We start from the raw sequence: 22,652 nt of genomic DNA, 5'->3' as shown, positions 1-22,652 counted from the left end.
AACCATCAGCGCTGCGATGCACGCTCACTCAGGTAGCCCGACACTTCCTGCTGATTGCCCGCAAACTCGATCCGCGCGGCTTTTTGTTCACGCTGATAGGCGTACATCGGGTCGTAGTATTCGCCGAGCAGGCCTTCGATCCAGCCCCGATGCAGCTCAACCGCGCCGCTGCGCTGTTGTTCTTCCAGCGCAGCCTGCATGAGTGTCAACAAACGCTGATGACGCTCGCCGCCCAGGCGTTTGTGGATGTTGTTCAGGCTCTGCAACAGGCGATCGGCGAACAGCCCGAAACCCAGTTCTTCGCCCTTGACGCTGATGAACTCTGCGCACAGGTTGACCACATAATCACCCAGAATGCGCTCGACGCGGTGCTCGAAGCTGTCTTCCAGCCAGACCATCGGGCAGCGTTGCATGGCCTGGTGCAACTCCAGCGGCACGTTGCAACTGCCGACCAGACGGCTCTCGTCTTCCACCACGAATTGTTCGATGCCTGCCGCACGTTTCTTGAGCAGGTCGATGGCCAGGCGGTTCTCGAAATCGATCTGCGCCGGTTGCCCGGTGGCGCGCTTGCCGAAGCTGGAACCACGATGGTTGGCAATGCCCTCCAGGTCCAGGCTGTTGGGCCGTTGCGTCAGCACCTCGGTTTTGCCAGTGCCGGTCATGCCGCCGAGCACCACCAGATCACATTCGGTCACAGCCTCGTGCAGGGTGTCGAGCAGGAAGGTGCGCATCGCCTTGTAACCGCCAAGGATGCGCGGGTATTCAACACCGGCATCTTTCAGCCAGCGCTGCACGGTCTGTGAACGCAGGCCGCCACGAAAGCAGTACAGGTAGCCATTCGGGTGAGTTCGGGCGAACTCGACCCAGGCCTCGACACGCGCGTCCTTGACCGGCCCGCAGACCAGTTGATGCCCGAGCTGAATGGCAGCTTCCTGGCCATGTTGCTTGTAGCAGGTCCCCACTTTCTGACGTTCGATATCGTTCATCAGCGGCAGGTTGATGACGCCCGGAAACGCGCCTTTGGAAAACTCGACCGGTGCGCGCGCGTCCATCATGGGCACGTCGTTGAGGAACAGTGCGCGGTAGTCGTTGCTGTTGTCGGCCATCAGAACACCTCGACGGCGTGGGTCTGTCGCTCAAGCAGTGTGCCGATAGGGTTGAGCAGCAGGCCCAGTTCGGCAGCCAGGGTCAGGAACTCTGCCTCACCTTCCGGGCTGACCGCGACCAGCAGGCCGCCGCTGGTCTGCGGATCGCACAACAGGTCGCGCTGTGCATCGCTCAGCGCAGCGATCTTGTCGCCATAGCTTTCGTAATTGCGCAATGTGCCGCCCGGCACGCAGCCCTCGGCAATGTAGTGATCGACACCGGGCAGGCGCGGCACGGCGGCGAAATCAAGACGAGCGGTCAGCCCTGCGTCATCGGCCATTTCCACCAAATGCCCGAGCAGGCCGAAACCGGTGACATCGGTCATCGCCGCGACACCGGCCAGCTTGCCGAAGCGGCTGCCCGGCTTGTTCAGGGTACACATCCAGTCCCGCGCCAGACCGACATCTTCGTCGCGCAGCTTTGACTTCTTTTCGGCGGTGGTCAGGATGCCGATGCCCAGCGGCTTGGTCAGGTACAGCGTGCAGCCGGCCTTGGCGGTGTCATTACGCTTCATGTGTTTTTTCTGCACCACGCCCGTGACGGCCAGGCCGAAGATCGGCTCCGGCGCATCAATGGAATGCCCGCCGGCCAACGGGATACCGGCAGCGTCGCACACGGCACGGCCACCCCGGATCACTTCGCGGGCCACTTCGGGCGGCAGCAGATTGACCGGCCAGCCGAGAATCGCGATGGCCATCAACGGGTCGCCGCCCATCGCATAAATGTCGCTGATTGCATTGGTGGCAGCGATGCGGCCGAAGTCGAACGGGTCGTCGACGATGGGCATGAAGAAGTCGGTGGTCGAGACCACGCCGCGTTCGTCGTCCAGCGCGTAAACCGCGGCATCGTCGCGGGAGGTATTGCCGACCCAGAGTTTCGGGTCCAGGTTCTGAGCGCCGCTGCCGGCGAGGATCACGTCCAGCACCTTGGGGGAAATCTTGCAGCCACACCCTGCTCCGTGACTGTACTGGGTCAGGCGGATTGGCTCGTTCATCGCGACACTCTCGGTAACCGGGAAACAGGCTGCGGAGTCTAGGGGCTGTTCCGGTCTCAGCGCAAACCGCGTCGCCCGCCGGTTGCGCTCTCGTCCGTAGAGTCTGATGAACTGGCCTTTCTCGCCATGCCTCTTATAATCCCCCGCACACCCGCCCTGTGAAGCGCTGCGTGCTCACCCCATGCGCCTTTCCCCTTTTTCCGCCATTGCACCGGAGAACTTCCATGCTCAAGCGTACCCTGGCGCTCGCCGCCGGCCTTGCCCTGTCCTTCTCCGCGCTGACCAGCCATGCGGCCGACACCCTGCGCGTCTCGGCCATTCCGGACGAAGCGCCCACCGAACTGCTGCGCAAGTTCAAACCGCTCGGGGCTTACCTGGAGCAACGGCTGGGCATGAAAGTCGAGTTCGTGCCGGTAGCGGACTATCCCGCCGTGGTCGAAGCACTTGCCACCGATCGCCTCGACATGGCCTGGCTGGGCGGCTTCACCTTTGTTCAGGTCAACCTCAAGACCGGCAACGCTGTGCCGTTGGTACAGCGTGAGCAGGACGCCAAGTTCACCAGCAAATTCATCACCTCCGACCCGAACGTGAAGACCCTCGCCGACCTCAAGGGCAAGACCTTCGCCTTTGGTTCGGTGTCGTCCACGTCCGGCAGCCTGATGCCGCGCTACTTCATGCTCAAGGAAAACATCAAACCGGAGACGTTCTTCAGCCGTGTCGCCTATTCCGGCGCACATGACGCGACTGCCGCCTGGGTTCAGGCGGGCAAGGTCGACGCTGGCGTACTCAATGCCAGCGTGTGGGACAAACTGGTCGCCAGCGGCAAGGTCGACACCAGCAAGGTTCACGTCTTCGAAACCACGCCCACCTATTTCGACTACAACTGGACCGTGCGCGGCAGCCTCGACCCGGCGCTGGCGGCGAAAATCAAAAAGGCGTTCCTTGACCTCGACCCGGCCAACCCGGAACAGAAGGCGATTCTCGATCTTCAGGCGGCCAGTCGCTTCATCGAAACAAAGCCTGAGAACTACAAGGGCATCGAGGAAGCCGCACGCGCCGCCGACCTGCTGAAATGACCCTGCGCCTGTCCGGTATCGAGTTGCGCCACAGCAACGGTACACAGGCGCTGCGCGGTCTCGATCTGAGCATCAGTCGCGGTGAGCGGGTGGCGATCATCGGGCCGTCCGGCGCTGGCAAGACGACCTTGCTCAACCTGCTGGCCAGCGCGCTGCCACCCAGCGCCGGACACCTGGAGGTGCTGGGGACAAATCCCTGGCAACTCTCCAGCCGCCAGCGCCAGCATTTGCGCAGCCGTGTAGCGTTGATTCATCAGGCGCCGCCGTTACCGGCGCGCCAGCGAGTCATCACTGCGGTGTCGGCGGGCAAACTGGGCCAATGGGGGCTGGGCAAAAGCCTGCTGAACCTGCTGAATCCGCTCGACGTGCCCGGCGCACGTGCGGTGCTCGCACGTCTGGACCTGGCGGACAAACTGTTCGAACGCTGCCAGCAATTGTCCGGTGGTCAACTGCAACGCGTCGGTATTGCTCGCGCCTTGTATCAGGCGCCTGAATTGCTATTGGCTGACGAACCGGTTTCGGCGATGGACCCGCGCCTGGCTGATCACACCCTCGCGCTGCTGTGTCAGCACGCCATCGAGCATAACGTGACGCTGGTCGCCAGCCTGCATGCGGTGGAACTGGCGCTGGCGCACTTTCCGCGCATCATCGGTGTGCGAGACGGGCGTATCCACTTTGACCTCCCCGCCAACGAGGTCGAACGGCCGCATCTCGACACGCTGTATGCCAATGAACAACTGAGCCCTCAGCCTGTTTCGGGTATTGCAGAAACAGCCTGGACGCCGCGATGCTGAGTCGGGACCGACGCGACCCGGCGGCGGTGCCGCGCCTGCTGCTGACGCTGCTGGCCATCGCACTGCTCTGGCCGGGCATTCGTCTGGCCGAACTGAATCCGTTTGTGCTGTTGCACGCCGATAACGCCAGAACGATGGGCCATTTCCTCGCCGGGTTCTGGCCTGTCGCACACGCCCCCGAATTCCTCGGTCTGCTGCTGGATGCCACCCTGCAAACCCTCGCTATCGCCACGGCGGGCATCACGCTGGCCATGCTGCTGGCCGTACCGGCAAGCCTGCTCGCCAGCAAGGCACTGTCTTTGTCGGCAGCCTCGCGTGGCGGTCGGCCTGGCTGGCCTGGTCAATGCCTGCGCTGGCCGGTGCGCGGGGTGTTGATCTTCCTGCGCAGCGTGCCGGAAATCGTCTGGGCGCTGCTGTTCGTGCGCGCGGTCGGCCTTGGCCCGACGGCCGGCGTACTGGCCATCGCCATCACTTACGCGGGCATGCTGGGCAAGGTGTACGCCGAGATTTACGAATCAGCGGACCCGCGCCCGGCCCATGCGTTGCTGCAATCAGGCAGTGGACGGCTCGCCGCGCTGGCTTACGGCATCCTGCCCAACGCAGCCGCCGAGCTGACGTCCTACACCGTCTATCGTTGGGAATGCGCGGTGCGTGCTTCGGTGGTGATGGGCTTTGTCGGCGCGGGCGGACTGGGCCAGCAGATTGACCTGTCGATGCGCATGTTTGCTGGCGATGAAGTGGCGAGCATGCTGCTGACCTTCCTGTTGCTGGTGCTGCTCGCCGACCAGCTCAGCCGCTTGTTGCGCAGGCAGTTCACTTGAGGCGCGCAGGCAACGTGTTGCTAGTGCTGGCGATTGTCGCGGCAGTGATCGGGTCATTTCTGTACCTGGGCCTGGATCTGCTCACGCTAGGCACTCAAGACAACCTGACGCAGATGGGCCGTTATGCGCTGCGCTTCATGAGCCCGGATTTGAGTGGCGATCACCTGCAGGCAATCGGCAAAGGTGCTCTGGAAACGCTCGCCATGTCGGCACTGGGCACGTTGCTGGCAGCCATCGCCGGTCTGCTGCTCGCCTTGCCCGCCGCCGGACGCCTGGGCTGGCCGTTGCGCAGCCTGAGTCGCTTGCTGCTCAATGCATTACGCGCCATCCCGGAACTGGTCTGGGCGGTGCTGATGGTGCTGGCTGCCGGGCTCGGCCCTAATGCGGGCACGCTGGCGCTGGCGTTGCACACCACCGGTGTCCTCGGTCGATTGTTTGCCGAAGCACTGGAAAATACCTCTCCAGCGCCCGCCGCGGCGATTCGTCTGCAAGGTGGCAGCGCCTGGCAGGCCTTCAGCTACGGCACGCTGCCCACTCTGTGGCCGCAGTTGCTGGCTTACATGCTGTACCGCTGGGAAAACAATATTCGCATGGCCAGCATTTTGGGCTTTGTCGGCGCGGGCGGGCTGGGGCAGATGCTTTACGTCAGCCTAAGCCTGTTTCAAGAGGCGCAGGCCAGCACGGTCATTCTCACCATGCTGATACTGGTGTTCGCCGTCGATGCATTGAGCGGCTGGAGCCGCCAGCGCTGGGTGCGCAACTGACCCGACCGCAGAAACAAAAACGCCACGGCCCTGAAGCGCAGGGCCGTGGCGTTGTCGGTGAGATGACTCAGTAACCCAGTGACAGACCGGTGTTGCGACGCGGGTCATTGGCACCATAAAAACGGTTGTTACCGACCGGTTTGCCGCCCAGTGAAGGCGCACCGACCAGAATAGCCGCCACGTGATTGAGCGGCTGCGGACCAGCGAACTTGTGGCCCCAGCTCTCGAGGATTTTCAGCGTGTCGGGGCTGACCGCGAACGTGTCGATATTGGTGGCTTCAGGCTGCCATTGCTGGTGGAAGCGCGGCGCGTCAACGGCTTCCTGAATGTTCATGCCGTAGTCGATGACGTTGAGCATGGTCAGCAGGGTCGCAGTAATGATGCGGCTGCCGCCCGGCGTACCGACAACCATGACCGTCTTGCCATCTTTGGTGACGATGGTCGGGCTCATCGACGACAGCGGCGTCTTGCCCGGCGCGATGGCGTTGGCTTCGCCTTGCACCAGCCCGTACATGTTGGGCACACCGACCTTGACGGTGAAGTCATCCATTTCATCGTTGAGGATCACACCGGTCTTGCTGGCCATGACGCCCGCGCCGAACCAGTTGTTCAGCGTGTACGTGACCGAGACTGCGTTGCCCCATTTGTCGACAATCGAGTAATGAGTGGTGTTGCTGCCCTCATGGGGGGCGACACCCGGTTTGATCTTGTTCGAGTCACCGGCTTTCTGCGGTTCGATGGCCGCGCGCAGCTTGGCCGCGTACTTGACGTCCAGCAGATGCTCGACCGGGTTCTTGACGAAATCGGGGTCGCCCAGGTAGCTGTTGCGGTCCGCGTAAGCATGACGCATCGCTTCGATCTGATAATGCATGCCCTGCGCCGAGCGGAAACCCAGCTCTTTCATCGGGTAGCCTTCGAGGATGTTCAGAATCTGGCAAATGACCACACCGCCGGAACTCGGAGGCGGCGCGGATACCACGTGGTAGCCGCGATAATCACATTCGACCGGCGCCAGCTCACGGGTCTTGTAGTGGTCGAGGTCAGCCTGGGTGATGATGCCCTTGCCAGCCTGGCTTGAATCGACCAACGCCTTGGCAACCCAGCCTTTGTAGAAACCGTCGCTGCCTTTTTCGGACACTTCCTTGAGGGTTTTGGCGAGGTCTTTCTGCACCAGTTTCTGACCGACCTGCATCGGCTCGCCCTTGTCGAGGAAGATCGAGCCGGAATCCGCCATGTCCGCCTTGAACACATCCTTGGCGCTGGACAGCATGTCGACATCGCCCTGCCCCAGCACAAAACCGTCTTCGGCCAGCTTGATCGCCGGCGCGATGACTTCTTCGCGTTTGCGAGTGCCGTATTTGCTCAGCGCCATCTCCATACCGGACACAGTGCCCGGTACGCCGACCGCCAGATGCCCCTTGGCGCTCAGATCCGGGATGACGTTGCCGTCCTTGTCCAGGTACATGTTGGCGGTCGCCGCCAACGGGGCCTTTTCGCGGAAGTCGAGAAAGGTCTTGCGCCCGTCTGCCAGTTGAATGGTCATGAAACCGCCACCGCCGAGGTTACCGGCTGCGGGATAGACCACGGCCAGCGCGTAACCGACTGCAACGGCAGCATCGACCGCGTTGCCACCCTTCTTGAGCACATCGACACCCACATGAGTGGCCAGATGCTGGGCAGTCACGACCATGCCGTTTTCAGCAGCGACCGGGGCTTGTGATGCGGCGAATGTGGGGGAGTACGCGACGATCAGCGCGGTCGCAATCAGCGACCTGGCGAGGGGTTCGAACTTCATGGTCGATCTCTTCTTTTTCTGGGTCAGGGACGTGTGATGAGTGCAGCGCCAGCCTCCGGGCGAGGGATGCGGCGCCTCATCTCAAAGCGTACCGGGCATCCCTGCGCGGGTCTGACGGGGTCCAAAGTAGCCGTTAATGACCGGTTTTCCTACTGTAAAAACCAGATACACGTTTGCCCCTGTCATCAAAGCGCCTGAGGTGCTGGACGATACCCCTCGATGATCGCCGAGAAGTCCTTGCCGCCATCGCCGCGCAGGCTCATGGCCTGATACAACTGCTGAGCCACGGCGCCGAGAATCACGGGTTGATGCACCGAACGTGCGGCTTCGGTGGCCAGCCCCAAATCCTTGAGCATCAGTTCGGCACCAAATCCGCCGCTGTAACCCCGCGACGCCGGCGCGGTTTCGACGATGCCGGGCCAGGGGTTGTACGCTTCAGAACTCCAGCAGCGGCCGGTCGAGGTGTTGATAATACTGGCCAGCACTTCGGTGTCGATCCCCAGCGCATTGCCCAGCGCCATCGACTCGGAGACGCCGATCATGGAGATCGCCAGCAGCATGTTGTTGCAGATCTTGGCGATCTGCCCGGTGCCGACCTCGCCGCAATGCACGATGTTGCGACCCATGAGTTCCAGCACCGGCCTGAGCGTGGCGAAGTGTTGCGCAGAGCCGCCGACCATGAACGTCAATGTCCCCGCCTGCGCGCCACCGGTCCCGCCTGATACCGGCGCATCACCCAGCACAACACCTTGCTGCGCAGCCACGGCGGCGATATCGCGAACGGTCTGTGGATCAATGGTGCTGCAATCAACCGCCGGGACGCCGGGCGAGATGCCTTTCAACACGCCGTCTTCGTTCAGGTACACGCTGCGCACATGCGCAGCGGCAGGCAGCATGGTGATAACCAGCTCACTGCCCTCAACCGCCTGCCTGGGCGAGTCACTGACCTTCGCGCCCAGCTCGGCAAACTCGCTCAACACCACCGTGTTCAGATCGAACACGTGCAGGTGGTGTCCGGCCTTGATGAGGTTACGGGCCATCGGCGCGCCCATGTTGCCCAGTCCGATAAATGCGATGTTCATTGTTGTTCTCCTTGGTATGGCCCTCGCCGTTATAGGCAAGCCCGACTGATTCACACTAAGTGGAGCCCAGACACCTCTCGTTCCGCACGCTCCAGCGTGGGAACACCTTTCGTGGCGCTCTGCGTCACACATATGCACCGCGCCGCGCGCTCAAGATCGGACGCAGAACGTCCAGAAATGCAGGCCAACGCGGAGCGGTGGCACGAGAGTCATGACAGGCAGCGCTCAGCGCAGATTGATCGTGGTGTTCACACCGTCGTTCACGCTGTCGTCGTCAAACCAGCGGCTGGTGACGGTCTTGGTCTGAGTGTAGAACTGCACCACCTGTTTGCCATACGGCCCCAGATCACCGAGTTTGGAACCCCGCGAGCCGGTAAAGCTGAAGAACGGCACCGGCACGGGAATCGGAATATTGATCCCTACCTGGCCGACGTCGATTTCACTCTGAAACTTGCGCGCCGCCGCACCGCTCTGGGTGAACAACCCGGTGCCGTTGCCGAACGGATTAGCGTTGACCAGCGCAATGGCCTCATCCAGCGTGTCGACCTCCAGCACCACCAACACCGGGCCGAAGATTTCCTGGGTGTAAATCTGCATGTCAGTGGTGACGCCCGAGAACAGCGTCGGCCCCACGAAATTACCGCCTTCATACCCCGGCACCGAGACTTCCCGTCCGTCCAGTTCAAGGGTCGCGCCTTCGCGCACGCCGCTTTCGATCAGATCAAGAATGCGCTGCTTCGCACGCCGGGAAATCACCGGCCCGATGTCCGTGCCCGGTTCGTGACCGGCGTTGACCTTGAGTTTCTGCGCCAACGCTTTGAGGTCCGGCAGCCACTGCTTCGACGCGCCGACCAACACCACCACTGAGGTTGCCATGCAGCGCTGCCCCGCTGCGCCAAAACCTGCACCGACCAACGCGTTCAGCGTCTGCTCACGATTGGCGTCGGGCAGTACAACGGCATGATTCTTCGCGCCCATCATCGCCTGCACGCGCTTGCCGTGCCGCCCGGCCAGGTCATAAACGTGCGTGCCGACGGCGGTCGAACCGACGAAGGAAATCGCCTTGATGTCCTTGTGTGTGCAGATCGCATCCACCACGTCCTTGCCGCCGTGAACCACATTGAGCACCCCGGCTGGCACGCCGGCTTCTACCGCCAGCTCGACCAGCAGCATGGTCGACAGCGGGTCCTGTTCAGAGGGCTTGAGGACGAATGTGTTGCCGCAGGCAATCGCCATCGGGAACATCCACAGCGGGATCATCGCGGGAAAGTTGAACGGTGTGATGCCTGCACACACCCCGATGGGCTGGCGCAGCGTGTAGGTGTCGACGCCGCTGGCGACATTCTCGGCGAACTCGCCCATCTGCAACGTACCGATAGAGCACGCGTGCTCCACCACCTCAAGGCCGCGAAAGATATCGCCCTCGGCGTCGGCCAGGGTCTTGCCTTGCTCGGCGCTCAACACCGCCGCAATGCGTCTGGAATGCTCGCGTATCAGCGCCTGCAATTTGAGCATGATGCGCATGCGAGCCCCGACGGGCGTATCGCGCCAGGTGCGGTACGCCGCGTGGGCGGCGGCAACGGCGGCATCCACTTCATCGCTCGTCGCGAAAGGCACCTGAGCGAGCACTTCCTGCGTGGCCGGGTTGACGATGTCTTGCCATTCACCGCTGTGCGAGTCGATCCACTCGCCGTTGATCAGCAGTTTCACGCGAGCAACCGTGGTCGATGTGTCGTTCAATGAAGCATTCATGTGCGGGGTTCTCCTTCAGCAAACCATGCATCCAGAGCATTTTCAGACGGATCGTCATGGTCTCCCGACAGTCTTGTTTTTGAGTTGGTCAGGGGGCGTGCTTTGGAGTATAGATGTGCAAACTTCTAACAAGAACGCAGATAAAAGCAGGGTCAACATGCAAAAAAACATCACCTCCCTGGGCCTGTTGAACTGGGATGACCTGAAGTTTTTCCTTGAAGTGGCACGCACCCGCAAAGTCAGCAGCGCAGCCCGGCGGCTCGCCGTCGACTACACCACCGTGTCACGGCGCATCAACTCACTGGAAACCTCGCTCGGCACATTGCTGTTCGAAAAGTCGCGCAACAACGGCTTCATCATGACTGCCGAAGGCCAGCGCCTGTTGGGCTACGCCGAGTCCATCGAAAGCACATTGCACATGGCCTGCGAACAGGTTTCCGGTTCCAGCGTGGCGTTGTCCGGACACATCCGCATGGGCTGCACCGAAGGCTTCGGCAGCTTTTTCATCACCCCGCAGCTCAGCCACTTTCTCGACAGCTACCCGAGCATTTCGCTGGACATCCTGCCGCTGCCGCACTTCATCAGCTTGTCCAAACGTGAGGCCGATATCGTCATCGCACTGGAGCGCCCGGATCACGGCCCCTACGTGTGCTGCAAACTTTGCGACTACAGCCTGCGCCTGTACGCAACCCAGGACTACCTGGACAACCACCCGCCGATTCAGCGCAAAGCCGACCTGGCCGAGCATCTTTTCATCAGCTACGTCGATGACCTGGCGTTCAGCTCGGAGCTGCTGTACCTGAGCAACCTGCTGCCCAACGCTCAAGCGCCACTGCGGAGCACCAGCGTCATCGCCCAATACACCGCCGCCCTGCAAGGCCGTGCCCTAGCAATCCTGCCGTGCTTCCTCGCCGCCCAGGACCCGAGGCTACTGCCGGTGCTGGCAGAGGACGTGAACATCACCCGGCAATTCTGGATGTACTGTCGCGAGGATTTGCGGAAGCTCAAGCGGATCACGTTGTTGTGGGACTACATCCGCGAGGCCACCGAGCGCAATCAGGCGTTTCTGTTGGGCCAGACGCGGGTCCTAAAGTTCGCAGAAGGAGAATCTACAGGTAGCAAAGGAAGCTCATCCTAACGACCCCTAATGGGCGTTGGCAACGACTTGTGACGGCGGTTGTGACACTACTTGTGACAGTCGCGAGGGCTTTTACAGTCAGTGGCGCACACAGGCGCTATTAAGGACCCCATGCAGGTATTGAAGTGGGCACACGGGGGACCGCGCAAGATAGTAATTGATGGAATTAGGTCTCAAAAATTCCTGTCAGGTTTTCGTTAAAATTTGAATTCCCGCTCTGGCTTCAAAAAAATCTTAAAGGGGTACACCCATTTGAGGTCATTTTTTGTTTTACCACGGCGTTAAGTGTGAGATATTTACGATTCCGTAGATCAGTCGCTCTTACGTAATGGACAGTATAACAATGAAGGAAACTGCTAGACTCATCGCTTGTACCTTTATTTTTTGCTCTGCCGTGGTGGCAGCCAACCCGAATTCACGCCCCTCAGCTGAACTCATTGCCCCTGCTGCAATAGTTAACAAGCAAGACCCAACAGCACCGCAAGCAACCATAACCAAGCAAGAATCCGAGCTACTTCTTATAAAAGAGCAAAATCGGCTAATAAAAGACTTTCAATCATCACAACAGGCGACAGTATACTGGGCGCTAGGCGGGATTTTTAGCTTTGTTTTAATTCTTACCGGGCTTAGCATTCTTACAAATTTCAAATTATACGACCAAGACAAAGAACGATTAAGGGCAGAATTTGAAGGAAAGATAAACGCCTACAAGGCCCAATTCGACCTTCAGATCGAGGAGTACAAACGGGAATCTGACAAATCAAGCGATCAAAAAAGCCAAGTCATTCAAGATCGATTTTTACTTCAGCTTTCCGAGACAAGAAAACTATCCGAAGGCATTCGATCAGAACTGATTAGCGACATAAAATCAACTGATAACAACATTAAAAAACTCGAAACCAGTCTGACCGAAGTCAATAGAAAATTTGCTGAAGCCGACGCCGACTTGCGAGATGTAGAGGTTTTAGTTTGGGATCTAAAGGATATTCCCGGAAACATGCTGATCACCTATTCACAAGGACTTACGGCTGCGGTAGAGGCGAGCAATAAATCACGAGTATCTCTCATACTTGGCAAGATCGTTAACACCCTTGAAAATAAGTACTACAGGACGGGATTAGACATACCATTCAAAACCAACGGTTGGCTGACAGAAAGTTTAAATGAAGCAAACCAATTAGACCCTTCGGGAGTCGCTAAAGTAAGAGCCACTCTCGCCAAAATCACCATTGAAGAAGAGATTAAATCTTAGCCAATGGCTCTATAAACCACCTGATATAGGTCCGGTGAGTAGCTAAAACTATATTAGCTTCACGCGGACCTTGCCATCAGCCACGATTTCCACCACAGCCATTATCTCAAGATCCCAGCACTGATGATTGCCGTTGACCATTGCTGACAGTCTGGTCTTCAGGAACTCAAGGGCAGCTTCAGGCCACGATAAAACCGGAGACCACAGGCTTTAATGTCAAAGATGCATAGGCCGATCTTGGGGTCTCGCTCATGGCCTGTTCAATGGTCGTTAGATCATCTTGGTGCTGAGCACTGAGACCATCAGTGACAAGGTGGAAATTTATTTATTGGCCTCCTTTGAGGTGGAAAGCTCAGATAAATTGTCATTGATGGATAATAACTATCAACAATGGCCTCAGAGGCGTTCTCAGAGAATAGATATCTTAGGTATCTCACAGGGGCGTCTCAGAGGGTCTTTCCAATAGTGAGGGTGTTTATAGGTGTAGGGTATTAACCCTGCTTTGCCTTCATGACCTTCCACTGAGGCGCCCCAACGGCTAACCCGTGATGTGTGCCAACGCTGTGGCACATGAGTCAAGGGTGGGCGCTGGCACCTTCAAAGCCCGAGCATCAAGCCGCTCAGGCGTTTGACCTTGCGGCGCAGGGCTTCTTCGAAGATGCCCTGGCGGGGTTCGATCAGGCTGAACCAGTGTTTGGCGCGGGTGATGCCGGTGTAGATCAGTTCTTTGGTCAGTACCGGGTTGAGGGCTTCGGGCAGGATGAGAGCGGTGTGGGCGAATTCCGAGCCTTGGGATTTGTGTACGGTCATGGCGTAGACGGTTTCGACTTCGTTGAGGCGGCTGGGCAGGACGAAGCGTACGCCGCCGCTGCCGTCGTTACGCGGGAAGGCGACGCGCAGTACTTGCTTGCTCTCGCCCTCACGCTCGGGCAGTCGCAAGGTGATGCCGATGTCGCCGTTCATCAGGCCGAGGCCGTAATCGTTGTGGGTCATCAGCACCGGACGGCCCTCATACCACTGCTGCTCGCTTTCAATCAGGCCTGCGCTGAACAACGCGTGCGTGATGCGCTGGTTCAAGCCTTCCACGCCCCACGGGCCTTTGCGCACAGCGCACAGCAACTGAAACGCGTCGAAAGCATTCAGCACCAAGCGCGCCCAGAGCGTCCAGCCTGCGTCGTCGAGTGAAGAACCCTGAGCAGGGCGCTCGGCGGCCAGCACGTTCAAGTAGTGCCGATAGCCTTGCGGGCCGTGCTCGCCCTTGCCGAGACCGTCCAGCACCAGCCGCTTGAACTTGAGGTCTTGCTCGCCCTTCAGGGTCAATGCGAACACATCGTTGTGACTGCCTGCCGACAACAGCGCTCGCGCCTGCTGATCCTGTTGCTGGTTGACCAGTCGGGCCAACTGGCCGATGCCGCTGCCCTGGCCGAAACGGCGCGAGTGACGCAGCATGACGACTTGCTGAGCCAATGGATGCTGTTGCGCATCGCCTTGGCGCAACGCGCCTTTGCCGAGGTCTTCACCGCTGACGGCTTCCAGCCAGGCCTGGGTTTCAGGGCTGTAAAAACCGTCTTCAGCGTCGCGGCACAAGTCGCCCAGCACTGCGCCAGCTTCGACGGAAGCCAACTGATCCTTGTCACCCAACAAAACCATACGGGCATGCGCCGGCAATGCATCGAGCAGGTTGGCCATCATCTCCAGGTCGATCATCGACGCCTCATCGACCACCAGCACATCCAGTGGCAGCAGGTTGCCGGCGTGGTGACGGAAGTGACGAGTACCGGGGCGGCTGCCCAGCAAGCGGTGTACGGTGGTCACTTCACTGGGGATCTTCTGGCGCACTTCTTGGCTGACGTCCAGGCTCTGGACCTGCTGGCTGATGGACTCGGTCAAACGTGCCGCCGCCTTGCCGGTCGGTGCAGCCAGTCGAATGCGCAATGGCTGGCCGCTCTGCACGGCCGGCGCTTGAAGCAACGCCAGCAAGCGCACCACGGTCGTCGTCTTGCCGGTGCCCGGACCACCAGTGATGATGCTGAACGCCCGGCGGGTAGCCAGCGCACAGGCCAGCTTCTGCCAGTCGATGACGGCTTCCGGCGCCGAACTCGCAGGTTTGAACAATGCATTAAGACGCTGCGGCAGGTCCTCGGGCGGGGCCTCATCTTGAGCAAGGCGCCGCCGCAAGGCTGCGGCGATGCGGCGTTCGTAGGTCCAGTAGCGGCGCAAGTACAAACGCCGTTCCGCCAGTACCAATGGTTTTTGCTGCGCCTCGGCACTGGGGTCGCCCACCTCGGCCACCAGCGAACTGCCTGCCAGCGCCTGGCACCAGGCGGCGCCATCCAGCGCTGCGAGCAATTGCGAGGGCAGCAGCATCGTCCCGCTTTGCTGGTCGCCTTCGGGCGGCAGCGACAGAGCAAAGTCCGGTTCTTTCAGGGTTTCGTAAAGATCGAGGCAGACATGGCCATGACCCAGTTGATGGCTGGTGAGGGCCGCAGCGACCAGCACCAACGGATCGGCCTGCGGGTCGAGTTCACTGAGGAAGGCGACGAAAGCCCGGTCCAGCGCGCGCAACCAGCCGCGTTCTACCCAGCGCTCCAGCAACATCAGAAGGTCGTCGACACGGGCCAGCGGATTCAATTCGGCGAGGCTGGCGTCGTCCAGCGCTGTGGGCAACAGATTGTCAAACGAGCGGCTCATGCCAAAGCTCCCGGCAGGTCATGCGGTATCGGCTTACCCTGAAACAGCAGGTCCAGGCTTTCGATCAGTTCGCGGGGTGGCCGAGTGAACCAGGCACCTTGAGAGGCAGAACGACTGCCGCGCAGAAACAGGTACAGCGCGCCGCCCATGTGCTGATCGTAATCGTAGTCGGCCATCCGCGCCTTGAGCTGACGATGCAAGGCCAGTAAGTACAGGACATATTGCAGGTCGTAACGGTTGTCGAGGATCGACGATTCCATCGCCAGTTCGGTGTAGGCGTCATCGTCGGCGCCCAGCCAGTTGGACTTGTAGTCGGCCACGTAATAACGGCCTTCGTGCTCGAAGGTCAGGTCGATGAAGCCTTTGAACATGCCGTTGAGCGAGACGGTTTCAGTCGCGGCGCGCGGCGCGTTGTCGTGGGTAAAGCGCCGCACCAGCGCGTCCATCTGCGCCACATTGACGTGGGTGCTGGCGAACCAGAACTCCATTTCGACGCGGTACTGGTTGGGCTGGTCCAGATCACCCAGCGCGACCGGCGTGGCATCGGGCGAAAGGCGCAGCGGCATGTTCAGCATCTGCTGCAACCAGTCACGCAGGGTTTCGATCCAGCCAGCCCAGCCGCGCCGGCTGCAGCGCCGCGCCACAGCGTCCCTTATCAGGTCCGGGTCATGCGCGGTCAGCCCAAACCCTTCATTGCCCGCCCATTCGAGCAAGCCATGCAGAAAGGTGCCGGGGTTCGGACCACGCGGAAAGCGATGGATATCGCCACCGCCAACCAGAATGTCGCGAGGCGCTTCAGGGTCGAGGCGCTCATCGTCAAACAGCTTCTGCGCCTGCGGGCTGTCCGGTGACTCATCCGCCCCGGCAGTCACCGTGTCGCCAATGCGCAAGGCGCTATAGGACGCGATCCACCAGTTCTCGGCAGCACGACGTTTGGGCACCAGCAGTTTGACCAGCGAGGCTTCGTTGCGCGGCGCACTGAAGCGTTCGTCAGTGGGTTCCGGGACCGGCTGCAAGGCAATCGCGTCGCAGCCCTCGACCAGATCACGCAACCAGATCTTGAGGTCCGCCGACTCGGACAACGGCGCACCGCCCCCCAGCAAGTAGCCCAGCGCCGAGCGGTGCAGCATCGAGCTGTTGGCATTGCCGCGCTTGAGGTCGGCGACGCCCAGCCAGCAGGCGTATTCCGAACGGGTGAGCGCGACATAGAGCAAGCGCAGGTCTTCGGCCAGGCGCTCGTCGTCGGCTTGCCGGATCAGCGCCTCGGTAGGCTGCAAACTGATCTGCGCCCGGCCCTCGAGGTCGTGAAACTGCAACGGCAGTCTGCTGCCATCGACCGGTTTGGACGAACAAATGAAGGGCAGAAATACCAACGGGTACTGCAGCCCTTTGGACTTGTGAATGGTGACGACCTTGACCAGTTGCTCGTCGCTTTCCAGGCGCAGGATCTGCTCTTCTCCGGCCTGACCGGACAGCGCCAGATGATCACCCAGATGACGAATCAGGGCCTGTTCGCCATCCAGTTCGGCGGCGGCCTGTTGCAACAGTTCGGACAGGTGCAGCAGATTGGTCAGCACCCGCTCGCCGTCCGTGCGCGAGATCAAGGTCTGCGGCAGGGCGAAGTCGTGCAACAAGCGTCGCAGCATCGGCAGCACGCCCTGGCTGCGCCATACGGCGCGATAGCCACGGAACTGCATGACGCGCTGTTCCCACGCCAGTTCGTCCTGATTCAAACGCTCCAGCTCGGCAAGAGGCAGGTCGAGGGTGATACAGGCCAAGGCCGCGCGCAAGGTGCGCTCGGAGTCCGGCTCGGCGCAGGCTTTGAGCCAGGACAGCAGGTCATGAGCTTCCTGAGCCGCGAACACCGAATCCTTGTCTGACAGGTAGACGCTGCGCACGCCACGCGCCGTCAGTTGACTGCGCACAGCCTGCGCTTCTTTGCCGTCGCGGACCAGAATGGCGATATCGGCGGGACGCAACCCACGTATCGTCTTGTCCGGCGCGCTGAACCCCGCGCGGCCCTGTTGACCCGCGTTGAGCAGGCGCACGATCTCGCTGGCGCAACTGGCAGCCAGTTGCTGGCGATAGGCGACGCCGGACACCGGCTGCTCACTCTCCAGGTGCCAGACGGTCAACGCCGTCAGTGGGTTGCCATCAACCTCCAGGGTCTCTTTGAGACCTTGGGCCAGTGCGTCGGCGAACGGCACCTGATTGCCTTTATCGTCACGAAACAGAAAAGCGCCCCGCCCTTCCGGGCGTTTCTCGGCGCGGGTGAAGACATGGTTGACCGACTCGACCATCGCATGACTGGAGCGATAGTTGGTGTCCAGTGTATGCCAGCGGCCATCGGTGGCCTGCCGGGCGCGCAAGTAGGTGTAGATGTCGGCGCCACGAAAGGCGTAGATCGCCTGCTTGGGGTCGCCGATCAGGAACAGGCCGGTGTTCGGGTCGTTGTCTTCAAGGCGATAGATGCTTTCGAAGATCCGGTACTGCACCGGGTCGGTGTCCTGGAATTCATCGATCAGCGCCACCGGAAACTGCTCGCGAATCAGGGTGGCCAGTCGCTCGCCGCCAGCGCTGCGCAAGGCGGCGTCGAGCCTGAGCAGCATGTCGTCAAACCCCATTTCGGCGCGACGACGCTTCTCTTCCTCAAAGCGCGCACTGACCCACTGCGCAGCGTGTTGCAGGACAGCAGCGTCTGGCTTGGGCAGAGCTTCAAGCGCAGCCTTGAGTTCGGCCATGGCCTCGAACGCGGGGTGCGAAGGCGGCTCGCTTTTCCAGGCTTCGGCAACGCCGTCCGGGGTGAGGCGAGTGAAGCCGGTGCCCAGGTCCAGCGCTTCCTGACTTTCGTCGGCAGCCCATGCAGACAGCTTGTCGAACCAGGGCTTGAAGAAACGCTCCTGCATCTTGCGACCATCGACCACCTTGCGGGCGACGGCGTCCTGACAGAGGGCGTACAACTCGTCAGCCCATGCGCCCCAAGGGGCTTTGAGGGCGGCAAGCGCTGCTCGACGCTCTTGCAAAGACGCTTCGATCAGCTCGGCTGGCTCTTGAGTATTGTTGCTGCGGTCACGACCGAACAGGCCTCGTACACGTGGCAGGAGCGCAGCAGGGCCACTCCAGTTTTCCCGCACCCAGGCCAGCGCGTCGCCGCTCATGGGGTAGCAGAATCGTCGCCAGTAATCGCGCAGCACTTCGCCGAGCAGGTCGCTGTGGTCGGTTTCCAGGGTCTGGGTGAACAGACTGCCGCTGTCGAAAGCATGTTCACGCAGCATGCGCTGGCACCAGCTGTGAATGGTCGAAACGGCGGCTTCGTCCATCCATTGCGCGGCGATGTCCAGGCGGCTGGCGCACGCGGGCCACTGTTCGGCCTCGAACTGTTCACGCAATTCGGCGATCAGACCATCCGGCGCGTCAATCTCGTCACGGAAAAAGCGTGCGGCCTCGGCCAGCCGGGTCCGAATCCGGTCGCGCAACTCCTTGGTTGCGGCGTCCGTGAAGGTCACAACGAGGATTTGCGGCGGCAGCAATTCGCGGCCAAAACCTGATTGTTCAGCACCGTGACCAAGCACCAGCCGCAAGTACAACGCTGAGATGGTGAAGGTCTTGCCGGTCCCGGCGCTGGCTTCGATCAACTGGCTGCCGCGTAACGGAAAACGCAGTGCCAAAGGAAGCGATGAGGCATTCATGCGCCGCCCTCCCCGCCAGACAGCGATTGCCAAGGCGCGTCGTAAATCGGTTTGTAGAGCGTCTCGCACCAGCCCGCGAACTCTTCACTGTCCAGCAAGGCGTCGAAGTCCGGAAACTGCCGGGCCAGCGCCGTGCTTTCGCGACGCTCGCCATCGGTGGTCTGCCCGTCACCTTCATAGGCTTTACGGGCGGCGGCTTCGGCTTTGTCGGCGGGTTGGCCAAGCCAGGCGAAGGCGGTTTTGACGGCCACCGGCAGCGGTTGCTGCATGCCATGCAGCCAGGCCATCAACAGGTGGTTCAATGTGGTGATGGCAGCGTCCTTGTCCAGCGGATCCAGCATCAGGGTTTCATCGCTGGCCACCAGTGCGGTGCTCAGCGGAAGTTCACAGGCGCAGGCCACCAGATGATTCACCCAGGGACGAATCAGCCGATGCCACTTGCGGGTCTTTTTCGAACCGATGCTGTTGGGAATCGCAGTGACCAGCAACAACTCGCCGCGGGTGTTGCGGTGCAATCCGCCAAGCCAGCCGTCGATGCTCACGCCAGTGTGGCTGAAGCTGATCGGCAACGCACTGCTCAGCGCCTCGGGCCAACGCGCCAATACGTCGTGGTAACGCTTCAGCACGTCCGGCAGAGGTTCGATCAGTTCGTCCTGCAGGCACGTACCGAAACCTGCGAGGGGCAGCAATCCGCTGGCTTGCAGTTTCAGCGCCTGCTGATGAAGGGCCGCGTCGATATTGTCCGGCGAGGCCATCGCCGCACTGAGCAGGCTTTCACTGAGTCCATAGCGCTCAAGCGCATCCAGTACAAACGGTTCTTCATCGGCGAGCGGCGCTTCGGCGACTTCGAAATAGATCTTCAGGCGCTGACTGAAAAAGTGCTTCACCGGGTTTCTCAGGAAGTCCTGCAATTGCGCGACGGACAACGGTTCTTCCTGTTCATGGGGCGGTAGCTCAGCGGGAACAGGTAACTGAACATCGGTCTCATGGAGCAGACGCCATTCTCGGGCGAAACTGAAGTAGCCGGTGCCTGCATGGAAATAACGGGCACTGAATGGCTGCAGCGGATGGTGAACCGTGAGGGCTTTCAGCAAGCGCTCACCGGCATCCGCTTTATTCTCGGCATCGGTCTCGCCTGCCAGGTTCCAGCCACTGGCAAGGTGGTCACGCAATTGACCGATCAGCACCGAAGCGGGACGCTCGCTGTTGTCACGAATGCTGCGGCCAACCCAGCTCACGTACAGTTGATCTCGGGCCGAAAGCACCGCTTCGAGCAACAGGTAACGATCATCTTCACGCCGCGAGCGGTCGCCAGGGCGATAATCGCTGCCCATCAGGTCGAAGTCCAGCGGGGGTTGAGCGCGGGGGTAGTCACCGTCGTTCATGCCCAGCAGGCAGACCACTTTGAACGGAATGGCGCGCATGGGCATCAGCGTGCAGAAGTTGACCGAGCCCGCCAGAAAGCGCTGAGACAGACGGCCCTGATCAAGCCCGGCCAGCCAGGCTTCGCGGACCACGGTCAGCGGCAGCTCATCGGCCAGACCGACGATGGAGCAGGTCTCAAGCCAGTTTTCGCGGAGTGTTTCCAGTTGAGCGAGCAGGTAGTCGTCGTGCTCGCTTTCAGCAATAAAGAACAATTGCAGGACGGCTTGCAGGCGCGCGCCCCAATGCTCCGGAGTGGCGGGCGTGGACAGCTCCGTGTGGGCAACCTGAAGTGCATCGATCAACGCGACCAGCGGGCCGATAAACGCAGCATCCAGCCCACCGATTTCATCGTAGGGCTCTATGCCGTCGTAAGCCGTGCCGGCACCTACGGCGTAACCCAGCAGCATACGGCGCAGACCGAAATGCCAGCTGTTCTGCTCAAGGGCATTCGGCAATCCAAGACCGGCGCGTTGCTCGGCGTTGAGCCCCCAACGGATGCCGGCGCCTTCGATCCAGCGGTGCAGCGTCGGCAGGTCGCGCTCCTGAATCCGGAAGCGTGCTCGCAACGCAGGAACGTCCAGCAAGTCGAGAATCTCACTGACCGGGAAACGGCTGTCGGGGAGCTTGAGCAGGTGCTCGACCGCAATCAGTAACGGCTCACGGCCACGTTGCCCCTGGTCAGCGAGGGTGAAAGGAATGAAGCGGCGATCATCGCGTTCAATCTGGCCGAAGACAGCACGAATATGCGGCGCATAGCTGTCGATATCCGGCACCATGACGATCACATCACGCGGGCGAAGGTCGGGGTCTTTGCTGAACCGCGCCAGAAGCTGGTCATGCAGCACCTCCACTTCACGCTGGGCGCTATGGGCAATGTGGAAACGGACCGAACGGTCCTCCAGAGGATCAACCGCTGGCCACTTTTCCCGCGTCTCGTCCAGCGGACGCAGCTCAAGAATATCGTCCTGTAACTGGTTCAGCAGGTTGGTGGGCTCGGCTTCGCTGAACAGATCGATGCGCTCGTCCTTGAAGGAGGATCGATAGCTGCGCGGGTCGTCATGGCTGTCCAGCAAATTAATGTAATCGCGCCCCTGTTTGCCCCAGGCGGCGAGCAGCGGGTGAGCATGTTGGTGCAGCGCCTGCGGATCAAGGATCATCGGCATGCCGGTCTTGCGCGCCTGACGCTTGTACTGGTGACGCAGCAGGTCCTTGTCGGCAACGATGTCGGTCCAATGGTGACGACAGGGGTTATGCACACAGAGCAGCACCTGGCTGAATTTCGCCAGTCCTGCCAAGGCTTCAAGCGCTTGCGCGGGGAGTGACGATATACCGAAAACGATGACCCGCGATGGCAGGCCGGGGGGCGCCTCGGTCATGGCGCCGATACGCTCGATGAAACGTCGATGCACGCCAGCCCGGCTTTGCGCCATGCCCTCCGCTCCAACATCATCCAGCAAGGCGCGCCATAGCTCGGCCTGCCAGCAATTGGCGGGGGACAACGGCCTGATCAGACCTCGTCCATCACGCAACTGATGCAGGCCGGCGGCCCAGTCTTCCAGCCAGTCGGCGCGGTAGACCTGATATTGGTCGAACAGATCAGACAGCCGTTCGGACAGTTGATAGCGCTTGCGCAGATCAGTGTCGTCGGTCAGAAAGCGCTGCAATGGCTCGAAGTGCGGCTGATTGATAAGCGCAGGCAGCAAGCGCATCAGGCGCCAGGTCAGGGGTGTCTTGTCGAGCAAAGAGGTCGCGGGAATTTCATCGCTGCCAAGGACGATGCGATACAGCGTCCACATGAAGCTGCCGGGCAACTGAACGTCTATAGCTGCGGCAATGCCACAACCACCGCTGTCCTCATCCTGAGCGTCTTCAGCCAGAGCGAGCTTGAGCCATTGCGCGATACCGTTGCTCTGTACCAAAGCAATCTCGTTTTCGAGCGGCGATAAGGGGTAGCGTCGCATCCAGGACACAACCAGACTGCGCAGTTCATCCGGGCGGTTGCCTTGAACCACCATGAAACCTGCGCTTGGAGAGGTCGTAACAGACATGCTTGCTTCCTTGGCGGTGCAATTGGAACCTGAGGCCGAACCATAAGGGCAAGCGCGCTGGATTGCTATATGCACGTTGATCCGGATGACTGTCGGGGATATGCGGGCTTGTCTGACGTGAGGTGAGGTTTGGCGAACGCCATAAAAACAAAAACCCTCAACGCGTCAGCGATGAGGGTTTTCGG

General features: G+C 60.7%; 14 protein-coding genes. 6 read left to right on the top strand and 8 right to left on the bottom strand.

The genetic code is table 11. The annotated features are described in order from the left end of the window. Window positions 1–5 precede the first annotated feature (5 nt). Window positions 6–1,106: a tRNA 2-selenouridine(34) synthase MnmH gene (gene mnmH, locus BW686_RS25355; RefSeq protein ID WP_084920821.1), complete on the bottom strand. Its 1,101-nt coding sequence runs from the start codon at window positions 1,104–1,106 to the stop codon at window positions 6–8. Continuing rightward, window positions 1,106–2,140, bottom strand: coding sequence for a selenide, water dikinase SelD (selD, locus tag BW686_RS25350; protein WP_084920818.1), 1,035 nt, complete (start codon window positions 2,138–2,140; stop codon window positions 1,106–1,108). The genes mnmH and selD overlap by 1 nt, the downstream gene beginning before the upstream one ends. A 224-nt stretch (window positions 2,141–2,364) precedes the next feature. Between selD and BW686_RS25345 the strand changes: the two genes are divergently transcribed. From BW686_RS25345 to phnE, 4 genes are read left to right on the top strand one after another with little or no spacing between them, the layout of a single operon-like run. Continuing rightward, window positions 2,365–3,216, top strand: a complete 852-nt coding sequence (locus BW686_RS25345) for a putative selenate ABC transporter substrate-binding protein (RefSeq protein WP_084920815.1) — start codon at window positions 2,365–2,367, stop codon at window positions 3,214–3,216. Continuing rightward, window positions 3,213–4,010 carry a phosphonate ABC transporter ATP-binding protein gene (locus BW686_RS25340; RefSeq protein WP_084920812.1) on the top strand — a complete coding sequence of 266 codons (798 nt, stop codon included), beginning with the start codon at window positions 3,213–3,215 and terminating at the stop codon, window positions 4,008–4,010. Before BW686_RS25345 ends, BW686_RS25340 begins: the two co-directional genes overlap by 4 nt. Continuing rightward, complete coding sequence (locus BW686_RS25335; RefSeq protein ID WP_084920810.1) at window positions 4,004–4,831, top strand: PhnE/PtxC family ABC transporter permease; 828 nt, start codon at window positions 4,004–4,006, stop codon at window positions 4,829–4,831. Before BW686_RS25340 ends, BW686_RS25335 begins: the two co-directional genes overlap by 7 nt. Continuing rightward, on the top strand, window positions 4,828–5,595 hold the full coding sequence (gene phnE, locus BW686_RS25330; RefSeq protein ID WP_084920807.1) for a phosphonate ABC transporter, permease protein PhnE: 768 nt from the start codon (window positions 4,828–4,830) through the stop codon (window positions 5,593–5,595). Before BW686_RS25335 ends, phnE begins: the two co-directional genes overlap by 4 nt. A 67-nt stretch (window positions 5,596–5,662) precedes the next feature. Here phnE and ggt read toward each other — a convergent pair whose 3' ends face one another. The 3 genes from ggt to BW686_RS25310 all read right to left on the bottom strand — a co-directional run bounded on the left by ggt (window position 5,663) and on the right by BW686_RS25310 (window position 10,224). Then, window positions 5,663–7,390, bottom strand: coding sequence for a gamma-glutamyltransferase (ggt, locus tag BW686_RS25325; protein ID WP_084920804.1), 1,728 nt, complete (start codon window positions 7,388–7,390; stop codon window positions 5,663–5,665). A gap of 185 nt (window positions 7,391–7,575) precedes the next feature. Then, on the bottom strand, window positions 7,576–8,472 hold the full coding sequence (mmsB, locus tag BW686_RS25320) for a 3-hydroxyisobutyrate dehydrogenase (protein WP_084920801.1): 897 nt from the start codon (window positions 8,470–8,472) through the stop codon (window positions 7,576–7,578). A gap of 225 nt (window positions 8,473–8,697) precedes the next feature. Continuing rightward, window positions 8,698–10,224 carry a CoA-acylating methylmalonate-semialdehyde dehydrogenase gene (locus BW686_RS25310; RefSeq protein WP_084920796.1) on the bottom strand — a complete coding sequence of 509 codons (1,527 nt, stop codon included), beginning with the start codon at window positions 10,222–10,224 and terminating at the stop codon, window positions 8,698–8,700. A gap of 157 nt (window positions 10,225–10,381) precedes the next feature. Between BW686_RS25310 and BW686_RS25305 the strand changes: the two genes are divergently transcribed. Further along, a complete protein-coding gene (locus tag BW686_RS25305) occupies window positions 10,382–11,362 on the top strand; it encodes a LysR family transcriptional regulator (protein WP_084920794.1) in 981 nt (326 codons plus the stop codon). Window positions 11,363–11,705: 343 nt separating this feature from the next. Continuing rightward, window positions 11,706–12,614, top strand: coding sequence for a hypothetical protein (locus tag BW686_RS25300; protein WP_084920791.1), 909 nt, complete (start codon window positions 11,706–11,708; stop codon window positions 12,612–12,614). Between the two features lie 597 nt (window positions 12,615–13,211). On the opposite strand, the gene recD is transcribed toward BW686_RS25300, so the two are convergent. From recD to recC, 3 genes are read right to left on the bottom strand one after another with little or no spacing between them, the layout of a single operon-like run. Next, window positions 13,212–15,305, bottom strand: a complete 2,094-nt coding sequence (gene recD, locus BW686_RS25295) for an exodeoxyribonuclease V subunit alpha (protein WP_084920787.1) — start codon at window positions 15,303–15,305, stop codon at window positions 13,212–13,214. Then, entirely contained in the window at window positions 15,302–18,994 is a 3,693-nt protein-coding gene (gene recB / locus BW686_RS25290; RefSeq protein WP_084920785.1) for an exodeoxyribonuclease V subunit beta, read from the bottom strand. The genes recD and recB overlap by 4 nt, the downstream gene beginning before the upstream one ends. After that, window positions 18,991–22,467 carry an exodeoxyribonuclease V subunit gamma gene (recC, locus tag BW686_RS25285; RefSeq protein WP_084920782.1) on the bottom strand — a complete coding sequence of 1,159 codons (3,477 nt, stop codon included), beginning with the start codon at window positions 22,465–22,467 and terminating at the stop codon, window positions 18,991–18,993. Before recC ends, recB begins: the two co-directional genes overlap by 4 nt. Between the last annotated feature and the right edge of the window lie 185 nt (window positions 22,468–22,652).

The sequence above is a fragment of the Pseudomonas syringae genome, assembly GCF_002157375.1.
Taxonomy (GTDB): domain Bacteria; phylum Pseudomonadota; class Gammaproteobacteria; order Pseudomonadales; family Pseudomonadaceae; genus Aquipseudomonas; species Aquipseudomonas syringae_T.
The sequence above is the reverse complement of the archived record's forward strand: the minus strand, read 5'-3'. Positions and strand labels throughout refer to the sequence as shown.

Excerpts from the sequence above, each read along its gene's own strand:
- mnmH (WP_084920821.1), bottom strand. The coding sequence starts at position 1,106 with ATGGCCGACAACAGCAACGACTACCGCGCACTGTTCCTCAACGACGTG.
- selD (WP_084920818.1), bottom strand. The coding sequence starts at position 2,140 with ATGAACGAGCCAATCCGCCTGACCCAGTACAGTCACGGAGCAGGGTGT.
- BW686_RS25345 (WP_084920815.1), top strand. The coding sequence starts at position 2,365 with ATGCTCAAGCGTACCCTGGCGCTCGCCGCCGGCCTTGCCCTGTCCTTC.
- BW686_RS25340 (WP_084920812.1), top strand. The coding sequence starts at position 3,213 with ATGACCCTGCGCCTGTCCGGTATCGAGTTGCGCCACAGCAACGGTACA.
- BW686_RS25335 (WP_084920810.1), top strand. The coding sequence starts at position 4,004 with ATGCTGAGTCGGGACCGACGCGACCCGGCGGCGGTGCCGCGCCTGCTG.
- ggt (WP_084920804.1), bottom strand. The coding sequence starts at position 7,390 with ATGAAGTTCGAACCCCTCGCCAGGTCGCTGATTGCGACCGCGCTGATC.
- mmsB (WP_084920801.1), bottom strand. The coding sequence starts at position 8,472 with ATGAACATCGCATTTATCGGACTGGGCAACATGGGCGCGCCGATGGCC.
- BW686_RS25310 (WP_084920796.1), bottom strand. The coding sequence starts at position 10,224 with ATGAATGCTTCATTGAACGACACATCGACCACGGTTGCTCGCGTGAAA.
- BW686_RS25305 (WP_084920794.1), top strand. The coding sequence starts at position 10,382 with ATGCAAAAAAACATCACCTCCCTGGGCCTGTTGAACTGGGATGACCTG.
- BW686_RS25300 (WP_084920791.1), top strand. The coding sequence starts at position 11,706 with ATGAAGGAAACTGCTAGACTCATCGCTTGTACCTTTATTTTTTGCTCT.
- recD (WP_084920787.1), bottom strand. The coding sequence starts at position 15,305 with ATGAGCCGCTCGTTTGACAATCTGTTGCCCACAGCGCTGGACGACGCC.
- recB (WP_084920785.1), bottom strand. The coding sequence starts at position 18,994 with ATGAATGCCTCATCGCTTCCTTTGGCACTGCGTTTTCCGTTACGCGGC.
- recC (WP_084920782.1), bottom strand. The coding sequence starts at position 22,467 with ATGTCTGTTACGACCTCTCCAAGCGCAGGTTTCATGGTGGTTCAAGGC.